Below are 13838 nucleotides of genomic sequence, written 5' to 3'. Positions count from 1 at the left end.
CATAATGAGGTACATTTATGAGCATCAACTTTGGACGGGAAATTTGTGGAAATATTGATGCAGCAGAGTCGCGTGAGTGGTTAGTAACCAATGGTAGTGGCAGCTATGCTTCGGGTACAGTAGCAGGTTTATCAACACGGGGTTATCACGGTTTACTTGTGGCTGCACTGCAACCACCGTTGCAGCGAACCGTACTATTAGCAAAGCTAGATGATACAGCAGAGTATGAAGGCAACTCTTATCCACTGTTTGCAAATCGTTGGTCAAATGGCACAGTTGATCCTCAAGGTTATCATCATATCGAAAGCTTTTATTTAGAAGGAACAGTACCTGTATGGAGCTTTGCTTGTGGAGGTGCGTTATTAGAGAAACGCATCTGGATGCAGGCTGGATCTGATACTACATATATTCATTATTACTTGCGACAAGCAAAGCGATCGCTTAAATTATCAGTCAAAGCATTTGTTAATCACCGCGATTATCACAGCAGAACCCATGCTCAAGAATCGCCTGCCAAGCATTGGCGAATGAGTATAAACGCGATCGATCATGGAGTCAGTGTCACAGTATTTCAGGGAGCGCAACCTTTATACTTGTTGACAGATAGCGGTAATGCCTCACTTAATAACGAGTGGTACTACGGATTTGAACTTGCAGCCGAAAAGGAACGCGGACTCAACGATATAGACGATCATCTTCATCCAGCAACTTTTGAAGCCACACTTGAGCCTGGAAGCTCATTTACTTTTGTCGCTAGTAGAGAGCAAAATCCTAATTTAAAGGGTGCAGTAGCTTTAGACTTACGTCACCAGTACGAGCAAAAGCTGATAACAGACTGGCAAGCTAAACGATCGCCACAAGCACCTCCACCTCCTGATTGGGTGCAGCAACTTGTACTCGCTGCCGATCAGTTTATTGTTGACAGACAAGACGGAAAAACCATCATCGCCGGTTACCACTGGTTTACTGATTGGGGTCGGGATACCATGATTAGTCTACCCGGTCTGACGCTTGCCACTAATCGTCCCCAAATTGCAGAGTCCATTCTTCGCACCTTTGGCAAATATATCAACAAAGGAATGTTGCCGAATCGTTTCCCTGACGATAATAAGCCACCCACAGAAGATTACTACAATACAGTTGATGCAACACTATGGTATTTTGAAGCCATCCGCCTTTACCTTGCTACGACTGGTGATGACAAGCTATTAGCAGATTTATTTCCTAAACTGGCGGAGATTGTGGAATTTCACCGTAAAGGAACGCGCTACAATATTCACCTCGATCCCAGTGATGGGTTGCTTTATGCAGGGCAACCAGGAGTGCAGCTTACCTGGATGGATGCCAAAGTCGGTGATTGGGTAGTTACTCCTCGCATTGGCAAGCCTATAGAAGTAAATGCCCTTTGGTATAACGCTTTGCGAACAATGTCTCAGTTCGCCCAAAAGTTAGGAAAACCTGAGAAAGACTACGATGCAATGGCTGATGCCACTCAAAAAGGTTTTAGTCGTTTCTGGAATAATGCCAAGGGATACTGTTTTGATGTTTTAGACGGCCCAAATGGTAACGATGGCTCTTTGCGACCAAATCAAATCTTCGCCGTATCCTTGCCAGAAAGTCCGCTCACTCTTGAACAACAACGGCAAGTAGTAGAAGCGTGCGAGCGATCGCTTCTAACTTCTCACGGCTTACGCAGTCTTGCACCTGATGATCCGCAGTATATCGGTCACTACGGTGGAGATCAATTTCATCGTGACGGCGCTTATCACCAAGGAACAGTTTGGGAATGGTTAATTGGTTCATTTGTCTTAGCTCACTTGCGTGTGTTTAACAACCCATCCATTGCTCGGCAATTTCTAGAACCGATGCAACATCACCTCTATACTGCTGGAGTTGGAACTATCAGTGAAATATCTAATGGTGATCCACCAATGGAACCTAAAGGTTGTATTGCTCAAGCTTGGTCAGTTGGAGAAGTACTCCGCGCTTGGCTAGCTACAGAGTGATAGGCAGGGGGCAGGGAGCAGGGGAAGCAGGGGAGGAAATTTTATCAAGTTGTTATCATCCCTCGATTCGGCAACACTACAAATAATATTTAGGTTCGTTTGAAAGTTAATAGCTTATGACTGCTATTAATTATTGCAAATTAATTATCGCAAACATCATAAAAGGAAACGAAAAATAGACTTGTCGCTTTATAAAAAATTAGTGTCTGAAACCCTTGCTTTGCCTGGCTCAAAAAATTCAAAACCTTTATTAGGCGACAAGTCTAATGAACAAGATTCAAGAGACAGCAGAACGAAAAAGATTAATTTAACCCGTAAGCGAGGCTAGAAAATTTCTGAACGCAAAGGAAATACTAGCTATGGCATATCAATAGCAGTTTGTCAGTTAGTTGATACCATCCAGCGAGATGAAAAACAGATATTTCCAGTATCAGTAAGAGCAGATTCTAGGTATGGAGTTGGCAGTGAAGTTGTTTTTGGACTTCCGTGTATCATTAGCTCAATAGGTATTGAGCGCCAACTGGTGTTACCAAGAAATGCTCATGAACAACCTTTATTATAAGAGTCAGCTATCAAACTGAATCAAGCCTATAATTCGAGAGCATAATTAAAATCAACTCATATAGCCTGTCTAAAAATGTGGTATAAGCTTATCTAATTTAGTAGATATCTCCTAATAGGCTATAGCAATTGATTTTTTTATAGATATTTTTGACTTATTTTTCTTTTGTGCTTATTTGTTGAAAGAGACGTGCATACCCTAAAGCTAGTATATACAAAGACTTTTCTACTTGTACAAAAACTTTAAATAGGAAAATCTGGTTACAGAACCTATATTTTTGATACTAATTATAAGGCTATAGTATATCAAAGAAAGTTGTATATTTGCACTGTAGAAATAAAGACAAAATAAAAAATGATTGACTTCAGCCTCACTCAAGAACAGGAGATGTTGCAGTCTCTTGCGCGTGACTTTGCTCAAAACGAGATTGGGCCTATTGTTCAGATAATTGAAGAGTCTAACAATCCAGAGATGGAACCTTGGGATTTTTGCAAACACGTTTTCTATAAGGGAGCTGAATTAGGATTTACATCCTTGATGGTTCCAAAAGAGCTAGGAGGTGTAGGTGGAAACTGCATAGACTTGGCTGTAGTGTTAGAAGAAATAGGCGCTGTCGATGTCAGCATTGCTTGTAGCTACTTTAATCTCACCGCAGCTATGTCACTGTTTGTTAGCAGAGCTGCAACCCAAGAACAGCAAAAACGAATACTATCTTTTGTCAATTCTGGAGAACCCCATCTATTTAGTGCCGCAGAGAGTGAACCTAATGTCGCCACCTCAGATATGTTCTGCCCCTTGCCAGACTCGAATATTGGGATGAAGACCTTTGCAGCACGCGAGGGCAATAAATACATTCTCAATGGAACAAAATCCTCGTTAGTTACAAATGCTGGGATTGCGGATAGCTACTTCATCATTGCCCGTACAGCGATGGATAAACCATTGCACGAAAGTTTGTCTATTTTCTACGTTCCAACAGATACACCAGGGATTAAGTTTGGCAAAAAGACACAGATGATTGGTTGGAAAGCTTCTCATCATGCTGAGATTTATCTGGATAACGTGTTAGTCCCTGCGGAAAATCTGATTGGACAAGAAGGAGGAGCCGCAAAACTACTGATGTTGCTTCCAGAAGTAGCTATTGGGCTGGCAGCTTCTTATGTTGGTTTGGCTCGTGCTGCTTATGAGTATGCTTTGAATTATGCCAAGCAAAGAGTCAGTTGGGGTCGTCCGATTATCCAACATCAGGCAGTGGCTTTAAAATTAGCGGACATGATGATTAACACTCAAGCTGCACGACTGGTAGTATGGGATGCTGCCCATACAGCAGAAACTTCTCCCCAACTTGCCGCCACAATCAAAGCACCAGCCGCCAAGACCTTTGCAGTAGATGTTGCAATCAAAAATGCACAAACAGCAATTGAAATTCTTGGGGGTTATGGGGTAACAAAAGAGTGTTTGGCTGGCAAGTTTCTTGCCGATGCAACTATCGGGTATTCCTGTGACTTTACGCGAGAAATCTTGCGTCTGGGGATAGTGAACTTTTTGTAATAGATTGAGGGGTAGCTAGTTACTTCCAATAGCGGGCGTGTCAAGACAATATCTTATACCAAGTTGCCCCTTGGGTTTAAGAAAAGGCTTTTTTGTTATATTTGTCAAGTTGAGCAACAAATAAACCTGACAGATGGGGATTTTAACTAATACCTTCAAAGTCCCCTTAAATCAATTAAAAATTACAATTATTTAAAAATTGCAAAATATGTTGAGATGTAATTTCCGGTTGTTCAATTTGAGGGGCATGACCACAATTTTTAAGTTTTATTAATTGAGAATTGGCAATGGAACGCTGAAATTTTTCTGCATCTTCAGGTGGAAGGATGTTATCAGCTTCTCCCCATAAAATAAGTGTTGGTTTTTCAACTTTGGCAATTTTATCTGCCAAGTTGCTATAACCCCCGTTTTTTGTATAAGAAATCATGGCATCATGCCAACCAGGCATTTCTTGATGTAGCATGGCGCACTGAATAGCCAAAAGTATTTTGGGATCTAAATTAGGTAACTTACTACATAAATTTAATGCCAAAATTTGGCGTTGACGTAGATATTCCACAGCCAAAAAGTCAAAAGGAGGAAACAAGTATTTGCTAAAAGGGGGAGCATTAGTGTAACCTAAACTATTAATCAATACTAGTGATTTTACAACTTGAGGGTAAGTGAGAGTAAAATCAATTGCAGTTGCACCTCCCATTGATGCACCGACTAGTATTATCGGTCTGTTGATTAAAGTTTTCCAAAAATCGTAAAGGTGAATTTTGATTGTAGTTGGACTGTAATTTATTTCTTTTTGCCTTTGTGTAAAACCAAAACCTAACAAATCTACTGCCCATGTTTCATTTTGAGTAGCAAGTAATGGCAACAGAAGACGGAACTCTAGGATGGAACTGTCAAAGCCGTGTAGCAGCAAAATTGGTGTGACTCCACTACCTTTGTGAATGTAGGCTGTGAAGATTGGGTGTTGGCTCAGGGAGGTTGTAAGGGCAATTCTCTCAATACTTTGGACAAAAGCGATCGCTTTTGGATCTGTTAGTTGATTAACTTGTGATGGTAGAAAATTAGGAAACATTACTATTCACTCCAAACTAATTTTCCACAACCATTCTAGTGGATTAGATTGTTGCAATTGACTATCACTCCTGCCAAGCAAATTGCAAATAAAGAACTAGCAATAGTAGACGGCGTTGCAGCAGCAGCATTTCTACAATTTACCCTTGGTACGCACCCAAGGTTTTTCCTCAAATAGGCACTGGTATTATTTTAATAATCATGGCTACGGTTATTACTGACTTGTTTCAGTGTTGATGATCAATTAAAAAAATTAAATTATACAATTAGCATCCGGAAAAGAAAGATGAAGTTAGGAAAAATAGTGAAGATATGATTGTAACTTTCTTTGATTGAGTTCATATACAAGGCTTTCACAATGGTTACTACTCCTGTATACTATTTGCAAATTCTGGACAATCCGAATATTGAAATTTCTCAAGATGAGTTGCGATCGCTTTTAGGAGAAATAGAAGTACAACTGCATCGTAGCGGAGTTTATCTACGTGCTTTAGCGATTGTGCAGAAGTTAATAGGTTCAGAAACAGATCAGGCTCAAGATTTATTAAAAGCCGTAGGTAGAGAAGCGATCGGGTTAGCATTTCGACAATTTGCCCAACAATCTCAAAAAGTTGAAACAGTTACAGATCCGAAGCAAGCCACAGAAACAGTCAGTTCTTCACCAGAGATACAGCAAGAGCATTGCACTCTCCGCGAGGAACCCTCTAAAAATACAGCAGAAAATTCGCTGTGGAAAAAACCACTACAATTGCTGAATCATCAAAGAATTTCTCAAGCTGAACTTGCTGAACAAGCTGAACGAGCAGCCCAACAACGCATAGTGTGCCTACGTCAAATTGGGCAACAACTCCAAAAAACCCGTCAGTCCAAAGGGCTTTCTTTGGAACACATCCAGCTTTCTACTCATATCCGAACAGAGATGATAGAGGCATTAGAAAACGGCAACTGGAAAGAATTATCAGATGACATTTTTGTACGTGGATTTATCCGACGTTATGGAGATGCTTTAGGACTTAATGGTGTTGCTTTAGCTGCCTCTTTGCCATTCCTAGCAGCCATACCAGTAACTCAGCCCTTTTCGTATCAATCTAAAAAAGGAATGGGATTGGAAATTCGTCCGACGCATTTATATGTAGGTTATACAGCTCTTCTTGCTGATGCAATGGGAGGATTAGCTTTGATATCCCAGCAACAAGCAAATACCAATATATCAATTGAGCAAGATAACTCTTCTTCTGTTTTACAATCGTTAAAACAACAATCCCCTACTGTTAAACCAGGGATTAAATCTACTAACACTGGTGTGGCTGTTGGATCTGATATTTCCCCACCAGAAGGATTATATTAACGAACTGCACCTGCCTAATAACGGCTCTCGTGTGGGCTACGCCACCAATTTTAACCGTTAAGCGGTATCTTCTGAATGTCTACAATGCCGTAGAACGCACTGATATAGCAGTTTTCAGCCGTCTACACCCCAAAAATTTCTTCATAGAGAATTGGTATGAGACTAAACTTAAACTCTGTGAGGTTGAACTGATAATTCAATGAGATTATGTCTTTGATATTCAATCCGCACTTGCTTAACATCAGTTCCCTTAGACTCCCAAAACACGAGTTTTTCTACTTGTTGTAATCCAAAATTATCAAACTGTGCTAATTCTGAGTTTGATAATGGCCAAGGTGGGCCAGAGGGTTCAACTTCTGTGTCTCGAACATGAGTAATCAGCAACAGTGTTCCATTTGCAGCGATGACAGACGTAATTGAAGAAATCACTGAAGAACGCACATTCAACGGCAAAGCTTGAATATTGCGACATTCAAAAACAAAGTCAAAAGTTTGATGCCATTGTGAGGGAATAGCTAACAAATCTGCAACTACATAGTTGACAGTTGAATCAGGAAATCGCTGCTGACACCAAGCGATTGCTGTCGGTGAAATATCAAAGGCGGTTACTTCAAATCCCAAACTAGCTATTGCTTCGGCATCGTCTCCTAAGCCACAACCAATTACTAGTGCCTTTTGCTGTGAGGTAAATGGTTGATGATTCGTCAGCCAATCTTGCAGATAAGGATGAGTAGCTAACTTAGCCCAAGGAATTTGTGCTGTATCCCCTTTGGCTTTGGCATATAAAACTTCAAACCATGCTGATGGTTCTGATTTTTGTAACGCTTCTGTCGCTAACTGTTTAATAGAAAACTGTAAATTTTCTGGTTGTTGTTCCAACATAAAACTGATACCACTTTATTATGAACAGATAGGGAAATATCCTGAGACAAGTCCGATGACCTAACTAAATCTGAAAACTGGCTATAAAAAATCAACATTCCAGAATTAAGGCGTAGTTTACCGCCGCAGGCATCGCTACTCCAAAAGTATACAGTCGCCTTTTGCTATTCCACTCATACTGCACAGAGGGCAACTGCTCAATACCTTCTCTACAGCATTGTGCTGTGAATTATTCCTAGAAAATAACGTGACTGGTAATCGTTGAGTATCCAAGCCTACTCGGATAAATTATAGGACTTACGCAAGTGTCACAAGCAATGGCAGGTGGCTGTTAACTTTGCCACGGGATTAAATCTGTGATGTGCGTAGAGAAGGCGGTAATGTGGGTCACAAAGCTCTATGTCGGCGCTGCTGAAGCATGGGATGATTTTGCTCAATTAAGAACAACTTTTCAATGGTTTCAACCACCTATTCATCCCACATTTATGCAACGCCCTATGTCAAAGCTTGAAACCAAGATAACTGTTCACTGTTAACTGTTAGATAAGCGCAATCTGCCAGGATGGATACCTGAATCCTACTTGATTGCAAAGTTAGACGGGTCTTGATCTCGTCGATGCTTAGTAGGAATGGGGGCGGGCTGCCCATAACCAGCAAGGGCTGCGGTTTTTTCCAGGGATTCCCTCAATCGCTTGGCTGCGTAGATAGACATATCTCGTGGTACATTAATGCGATCGCGCAAATATCGTAGAGCGACATCAGATCCCGATGGAGGTACACAGTCTTCACCTGTCATCATGTGTGTTAAAGCACAACGTAGCGCTTGATCAAACAATTTATCATCTAAGGGGTTGACTCGGATAATATTGGTGCGGTGTTCGATAGTTCGTTGAAGAGCTTCCATACGGGAGTTTTCGGGTTCTGGATAAGTAACATCTGGTAGCCCAAACCAAGGACCATTATCCACCCGCGCTTTATTGAGAAGCATTTGGGTTTCGCCGTTTTCCCAACAGCCCCCCATCTGGGGCGGTAAATCATGTACGTGGGTGTGAAAGTCGCTCTGGGTACCGCAGTAAGTCGGTCGGCTTTCCATTGCCGCAAACCATGCGCTCAAGCGAGGGTTTTCCGAACGCAGGGAATAGCCTTTATAGTAGTAAAGGCTCGCATTCATCCGTTCGAGATATGGCGTAAAAATGACATCAACGATGCCGAAGCTATCTAGAAAGTAAGGACTTGAGGTGCGAGCGAGAGCCTCCTCGACCCTAGCCACCACTTTAATAAATTGTTCTCGGTTGCGTTGTTCTTGTTGAGAGGAATCGGTTCTAGAGCACAGCCAAGCGCACCAGGCTCTAAATAAAAGTCGTTCTAATTGACGTAGAGGAAGCACCGTGAGGTCTTCCATCCCTTGGCTCAATGGGTTAAATACCTTTTCCAAAGCGATCAAAATATCATCGCTTTCCTTAATAATCCGTCCATCTAGCTCGATCGCGGGGAGCATTCCTGATGGTACCTTACGTTTGTACCAACTTTCTTTCTCCCCATAGCAGAACATTGTCACTTTTTCGATGCGATAGGGGATCTGTTTTTCCTCTAGCCATAACCAAACTTTTTGACAGTAAGGACACCAGGCGTGGTTATCGCGGTATAGTGTTACCCGCACATCAGATTCTGGCTGACCAAACAAGCGCAACCTGGCTCTAGCGTTGGTGACACCATTAACGGTATCTATTTGATAGTCCGTGAGAGTTTCTAGTTCTTGCCAGCTTAAGGGTGCGGTAGTCATAGGGTGAATTGCGTAGGGCAATACTTAGGACAATTCTGTACTCTAGCATCTGTGAGAGATTAAAATCATTATATTGAACAACATCTTCAACAGCAATTTTAGGTTCTGTATTTATGTCAGAAAATTATGAAATTATGAGAACTAATAGTTTTAAGATAAATACAGCAATGCTATTAGTTAATCAGCAAATAATAGGCAACTCAATACTAAATTCAGTTCCCCAAGCTGGATCAGATATCACATTAATTTGACCATCATGGCTGTCAATAATTTGGTAACAAATTGATAATCCTAATCCTGTCCCTTTACCGACTGGCTTAGTGGTGAAGAAGGGATTAAATATCTGGTTATGAATCTGACTAGGGATTCCGCTACCGTTATCCTTGATGAAAATTGCAATGTAGCGATCGTTTAGTTTCTGCGTGCGAATCCAAATCCGACTAGGATCATTTTGCATTATTTCTTGCGATGAGCTGCGATCGGTCGGAGAGCATCGCATTTGTTCAGCTTCTTCTAAAGCATCGATCGCATTATTCAGGAGATTCATAAACACCTGATTGAGCTGCCCAGGAGAACAACAAACCAAAGGCAATTCTCCATATTCCCTAATTACTTCAATACCAAAATGCCGTTTGCTAGGGTTGAGCCGACTTTGTAAAATCATCAATGCAGACTCTAAACCCTCATGAATATCAACCACCTTAAATGTTGCTTCGTCTAATCGAGAGAAGTTTCGCAAAGATTTAACAATCTCGCTAATACGTTCGGAACCTGTCTGCATTGACTGAAGTAATTGTTTGATATCCTGTTGAATAAAGTCAAGTTCCAGGGCTTCAATTTCTTGCTGAATGACTAGGCTTGGATTAGGATATTCTTGCTGATAGAGTTGAATCAGTTTTAGTAAATCATCATAGTATTCGCTAGCATAAGTCAAATTTCCATGAATAAAGCTAATCGGATTGTTAATTTCATGGGCAATGCCTGCGACTAAATGTCCTAGCCCAGACATCTTTTCGGTTTGGACAACTTCAAGGGCATTTTGCAGTTTGAGTAAAGTTTGTCTTAAGGTTTCATTCGATTGTGCGAGTTCTACCTGAATGCGTTGGCGTTGTTGAATTTCTTTACTCAGTGCATGATTTTTTTGGTTAAGCATAACGAATTGATCGCTCGTTCGCTTTTCTAACCGCAGTAAATTAATGGCTGGGCTTTCTGGCGATCGCGGCTCGATCACAGATCCTTGGCTACGACAAGCAATTCCCTCTCCTTGGGCTTGTTGGATAGTTAAAACTCCCAAAATCATTTGACGACTTTGAGAGCAAGCTCGAAGATAGTCGATGACTTTCTGTGAAGAATCAGTAACAAACTCGGTAAGACATTGACCAATAAGTGCTTTACTGGTCTTATTAAAGAGCTTGACAGCAGGCTGATTAACTGCTAAAATTTCACCTGCGCTAGTCACAAGAAGCAGAGGTTCTGGTAAAACCTGGGCAAACTTTAAAAATTGATCGGGTGTCATGATCTGAAGGTACTGAAGCAGGGATCTTTATCGTTTGAGGCTACTACTATGCTTTGAAGTATTCTTGTGCTACAAACTCGTCTAATACTTCGCTAGGTTTAAGATGAATGACGATTTTGCATTCTTGTGCGCCTCTAGCAATCGTTTGCTGTAACTCGACTCTAGCGTAGCCAAGGTTGTCGGCTGTGATTGCGCCAAATATATTAGATGTCATGACACACATGGCTTCGCGCCCTTCTACCTGTTCTGCAAAGGGGCATTTGCGATTGCCTAAAACGATCTTCTCATCAGTTTCTTCAATCACGTAAAAGTCGCCTTGAATCCGGCGTTTCCAATCTATGAGGACGGCAGTTACCTGGCTACGAGAAAGATTTGACAGTTGCAAAGCGTTCTGGTAGACCTGATTGACATGTTGACCTGTTCGATAGCCGACCACATTCAAAAAGCCTTCTGCCTGTTCAATCCCAACGACATCTTGTAGGGTTCCAGCCAATTCTCTAATCATTGTACGCAGAAACTGATCGCGCTCGATCGGTAATTCTAAGGATTTTATTTGTTCGTCGAGCGAAGATGTGTGAATCATGATGGTGTTATTTCCTAAATTGTTAGATAGGGCAAGCATGAATGATACTTAGTTAAGCAAAAGTCAGTGACACACCAAAATTTTTTAATTAAGTACGATGTTTACTAAGAATAGTTTTCCCTAATTGGCTACAAAACTAACTTAAACTTAAGAGCATTTACTTATCAGTAAAGGATCAACGCTATGTCTTGTGCTCAAGTTGACTTTACAGCTATCGCCCCGCCATGTTTGCCAACGACCATTTGACGAGCGATCGCCAATCCTAACCCATTCCTTCATCAACATGTTTAATAGTAAATAAATGCATTAATGCCATTCACTAAAATACTTATAAATACCTGATTTAGAGGCTATAAGATACTTACGAAAAATTGAATATACATTTCAATGACTAATAATTTTTGCTGGTTATACTGTAGAGATGATCCTTAGTTTGTCAGAAATCCGGGTTAACCTTCTTTTGTGACTCTAGGCAGAGGAAAATATAAATAAGGGATTGCCAAAACAGTATTAGCCAAAACTTCAGCAAGTTCAGGGCTGAGTTAGTAAACAGCAATAGATTTCATGTTTGATAACTGCAACGCTTTAGCTAATCGTTGACCGATACCATCATCACTACGCAACTCATGACCGTAACCAATAGCGATCGGCGGGCGTTCACGTAGCGTCTGTCTGCGACACGCTGCGCGAACGGAGAGAAGCCATCGCCTCTGGCGGGGCGTAGCCTATCGCATTACAATTCATACTTTCTAGTTATCCTACTTATTTTGAAGTTAGGTAAAAGAATTGAGGAAGTTGTGAGAAAATATTTGAATTAAACAGTTTTTTAATCTGTTAAAAATAAATTATCAACATTGAGTATTTAAAATAAGCTAAACTGGGTGTAAAAGCTGGCAAGGATATTAGTAATCTACAATCAATGTTAATCTATTCTTTGAGAACGTAAAGCACATGTAGATGAATTTTATCAAAATATATCAGATGACGTTAAGGAGGTAAATATCATGCACAGAGAATATATGGAGATTTTAGAAACATTAATTAATAAATTGACATTATCTGCAATATTAGAAATGTTAGAACGAATATGTCACAAAAAAGCGGAAAATCTGAGAACTCATTGGCAAGATGAGACTTCAGCAAAGCTTTGGGATAAAGCTGCTAGACAGATAGAACAGATAAATGTTGATGTTTGATTAGACAATAAAGCTCAGTAAATAAAAGGGATTAGTTACTATAGCAGTCCTATTTGATTCGTGAAAAATATAAATAAGAAAACAACCTGTAAAGTACGCTAAGGGTGCAAAGGGAAGAAAGAAAAAAGAGATATATAATTTTCACAAATGATTTAGGACTGCTATAGGAAGATTTACAGTATTTTTAATTCATGAATTGTGTGCCTAATCTTTCTTATTTATCTTTTATCAATGGGTAATGAAAAGTCACGAGACCATTCATTCCAAGAGCCAAAATAATTTTTAGCAGAAATTCCTGCCTCTTCAAGGGCTATTAATGTATTAGCAGCCCTTGAACCCTTAAAGCAGTAAATGTACACAATGGACTCTGAAGTAATACCTAGTGATTGACAAATTTCTCGGATTTCTTCTGGCGAGCGAAACGTAGGGATTTCTAATTCAGAATTCATCAGACGATGCCATTCTAACCATACTGCATTAGGGATTCTACCTTTGCGAGGACAAAAATCAGGATTATAGGGAGAAGAACTCAGCCCAAGCCATTCTGAACTGTCGCGCACATCTAATTTAATAATTGTTGGATTGTCAATTGCTTGCAACATCTCGGTAGTAGTCACCATGATGTCAGCGTTGGCATGCAATCTAAATATGCTGCTTTCACGCTTTGAGACTTCATCGGTAGTAGGTAATTCTGCCTTGAGCCATGCTCTATATCCTCCGTGTAAAATAGATACCTGAGCGCAACCCAAATACTTCAGCAAGAAAGCTGCTCGACAAGATTGGCCATAACCTTTATTTAAAGCATCTTCATAAACAATTAACTGTTCTGAACCAGATATTCCTACTCTGCTCATAATTTCTGCAAAATACTCTTGCAGTTCCTTTAATCCTGTTGGAGAAGAATTCTCTAAAAGATAGGTGAAAAAATCTCTAATATTTATGGATTCAGGAATATGAGAAATAAAATAATCCTCTTGACTTCGCGTATCGATAATGACAGTCTGTGATGAATTTTCTGCTAAAAGTGAAGTTAGTTCTTGAGGAGAAATAAGGAGTTTTGCATTCACGGCTTCATGCTTCTGTTATTGTACCAGTAGGCATTATCGCCCTTGGTAGATTTGCCTTTTGGAATGCAAATTACAGAATAATGAATGTTAAATGTTACGAGATAACTTTTGGTATGTGTTGTTTGAAAGTAATAATTCCGAATCCAGAAGGTATGGAGCGATCGCTACTAGGGTTTCGCCCACGATCACTAGAGCATCTGGAAAAATTTTGATAGTTTTGCTTTAGAACCCAAGTCCGTTGGTTTGGAACACAAGTCCGTTGGTTCAGAACAC

Annotated in this window: 12 protein-coding genes; 6 read left to right on the top strand and 6 right to left on the bottom strand. The window is 40.4% G+C overall.

Going from position 1 to position 13838, the window contains the following annotated elements; genetic code table 11:
• The first annotated feature begins 17 nt into the window (after positions 1–17).
• From LC608_RS15670 to LC608_RS15665, 3 genes are all read left to right on the top strand, one after another.
• Positions 18–2006 (top strand): amylo-alpha-1,6-glucosidase, encoded by a 1989-nt coding sequence (locus LC608_RS15670; protein ID WP_229554417.1) that lies wholly within the window; start codon positions 18–20, stop codon positions 2004–2006.
• 331 nt (positions 2007–2337) lie between these two features.
• The gene (locus LC608_RS37555; protein WP_374108404.1) at positions 2338–2568 is read left to right on the top strand and encodes a hypothetical protein; all 231 of its coding nucleotides are present in this window, start codon (positions 2338–2340) and stop codon (positions 2566–2568) included.
• Between the two features lie 354 nt (positions 2569–2922).
• Positions 2923–4119: an acyl-CoA dehydrogenase family protein gene (locus tag LC608_RS15665; protein WP_229554416.1), complete on the top strand. Its 1197-nt coding sequence runs from the start codon at positions 2923–2925 to the stop codon at positions 4117–4119.
• 175 nt (positions 4120–4294) lie between these two features.
• Here the strand turns inward: LC608_RS15665 and LC608_RS15660 are convergent, their stop codons facing one another.
• Positions 4295–5191, bottom strand: a complete 897-nt coding sequence (locus tag LC608_RS15660; protein ID WP_229554415.1) for an alpha/beta fold hydrolase — start codon at positions 5189–5191, stop codon at positions 4295–4297.
• Between the two features lie 357 nt (positions 5192–5548).
• Here LC608_RS15660 and LC608_RS15655 point away from each other — a divergent pair, with 357 nt between their 5' ends.
• Entirely contained in the window at positions 5549–6538 is a 990-nt protein-coding gene (locus LC608_RS15655) for a helix-turn-helix transcriptional regulator (RefSeq protein WP_229554414.1), read from the top strand.
• A gap of 168 nt (positions 6539–6706) precedes the next feature.
• On the opposite strand, the gene LC608_RS15650 is transcribed toward LC608_RS15655, so the two are convergent.
• Positions 6707–7420, bottom strand: a complete 714-nt coding sequence (locus LC608_RS15650; RefSeq protein WP_229554413.1) for a class I SAM-dependent methyltransferase — start codon at positions 7418–7420, stop codon at positions 6707–6709.
• Positions 7421–7800: 380 nt separating this feature from the next.
• Between LC608_RS15650 and LC608_RS15645 the strand changes: the two genes are divergently transcribed.
• Complete coding sequence (locus tag LC608_RS15645; protein ID WP_229554412.1) at positions 7801–7956, top strand: hypothetical protein; 156 nt, start codon at positions 7801–7803, stop codon at positions 7954–7956.
• A gap of 41 nt (positions 7957–7997) precedes the next feature.
• Here the strand turns inward: LC608_RS15645 and LC608_RS15640 are convergent, their stop codons facing one another.
• The 3 genes from LC608_RS15640 to LC608_RS15630 all read right to left on the bottom strand — a co-directional run bounded on the left by LC608_RS15640 (position 7998) and on the right by LC608_RS15630 (position 11341).
• Positions 7998–9203, bottom strand: a complete 1206-nt coding sequence (locus LC608_RS15640; RefSeq protein WP_229554411.1) for a glutathione S-transferase family protein — start codon at positions 9201–9203, stop codon at positions 7998–8000.
• A 181-nt stretch (positions 9204–9384) separates the two neighbouring features.
• On the bottom strand, positions 9385–10719 hold the full coding sequence (locus LC608_RS15635; protein WP_229554410.1) for an ATP-binding protein: 1335 nt from the start codon (positions 10717–10719) through the stop codon (positions 9385–9387).
• A gap of 46 nt (positions 10720–10765) precedes the next feature.
• The gene (locus LC608_RS15630; protein WP_229554409.1) at positions 10766–11341 is read right to left on the bottom strand and encodes a methanogen output domain 1-containing protein; all 576 of its coding nucleotides are present in this window, start codon (positions 11339–11341) and stop codon (positions 10766–10768) included.
• Positions 11342–12306: 965 nt separating this feature from the next.
• Between LC608_RS15630 and LC608_RS15625 the strand changes: the two genes are divergently transcribed.
• On the top strand, positions 12307–12498 hold the full coding sequence (locus tag LC608_RS15625) for a hypothetical protein (protein WP_229554408.1): 192 nt from the start codon (positions 12307–12309) through the stop codon (positions 12496–12498).
• A 218-nt stretch (positions 12499–12716) separates the two neighbouring features.
• Here LC608_RS15625 and LC608_RS15620 read toward each other — a convergent pair whose 3' ends face one another.
• The gene (locus LC608_RS15620; RefSeq protein ID WP_229554407.1) at positions 12717–13565 is read right to left on the bottom strand and encodes a sulfurtransferase; all 849 of its coding nucleotides are present in this window, start codon (positions 13563–13565) and stop codon (positions 12717–12719) included.
• Between the last annotated feature and the right edge of the window lie 273 nt (positions 13566–13838).

Origin of the sequence: Nostoc sp. XA010, assembly GCF_020829625.1 — a bacterium.
Classification (GTDB): Bacteria; Cyanobacteriota; Cyanobacteriia; order Cyanobacteriales; family Nostocaceae; genus Nostoc.
Note: the sequence above shows the minus strand (reverse complement) of the source record. Positions and strands in the feature narration are given on the sequence as shown.

Excerpts from the sequence above, each read along its gene's own strand:
- LC608_RS15665 (WP_229554416.1), top strand. The coding sequence starts at position 2,923 with ATGATTGACTTCAGCCTCACTCAAGAACAGGAGATGTTGCAGTCTCTT.
- LC608_RS15655 (WP_229554414.1), top strand. The coding sequence starts at position 5,549 with ATGGTTACTACTCCTGTATACTATTTGCAAATTCTGGACAATCCGAAT.
- LC608_RS15660 (WP_229554415.1), bottom strand. The coding sequence starts at position 5,191 with ATGTTTCCTAATTTTCTACCATCACAAGTTAATCAACTAACAGATCCA.
- LC608_RS15645 (WP_229554412.1), top strand. The coding sequence starts at position 7,801 with ATGTGGGTCACAAAGCTCTATGTCGGCGCTGCTGAAGCATGGGATGAT.
- LC608_RS15635 (WP_229554410.1), bottom strand. The coding sequence starts at position 10,719 with ATGACACCCGATCAATTTTTAAAGTTTGCCCAGGTTTTACCAGAACCT.
- LC608_RS15630 (WP_229554409.1), bottom strand. The coding sequence starts at position 11,341 with ATGCTTGCCCTATCTAACAATTTAGGAAATAACACCATCATGATTCAC.
- LC608_RS15670 (WP_229554417.1), top strand. The coding sequence starts at position 18 with ATGAGCATCAACTTTGGACGGGAAATTTGTGGAAATATTGATGCAGCA.
- LC608_RS15650 (WP_229554413.1), bottom strand. The coding sequence starts at position 7,420 with ATGTTGGAACAACAACCAGAAAATTTACAGTTTTCTATTAAACAGTTA.
- LC608_RS15640 (WP_229554411.1), bottom strand. The coding sequence starts at position 9,203 with ATGACTACCGCACCCTTAAGCTGGCAAGAACTAGAAACTCTCACGGAC.
- LC608_RS15625 (WP_229554408.1), top strand. The coding sequence starts at position 12,307 with ATGCACAGAGAATATATGGAGATTTTAGAAACATTAATTAATAAATTG.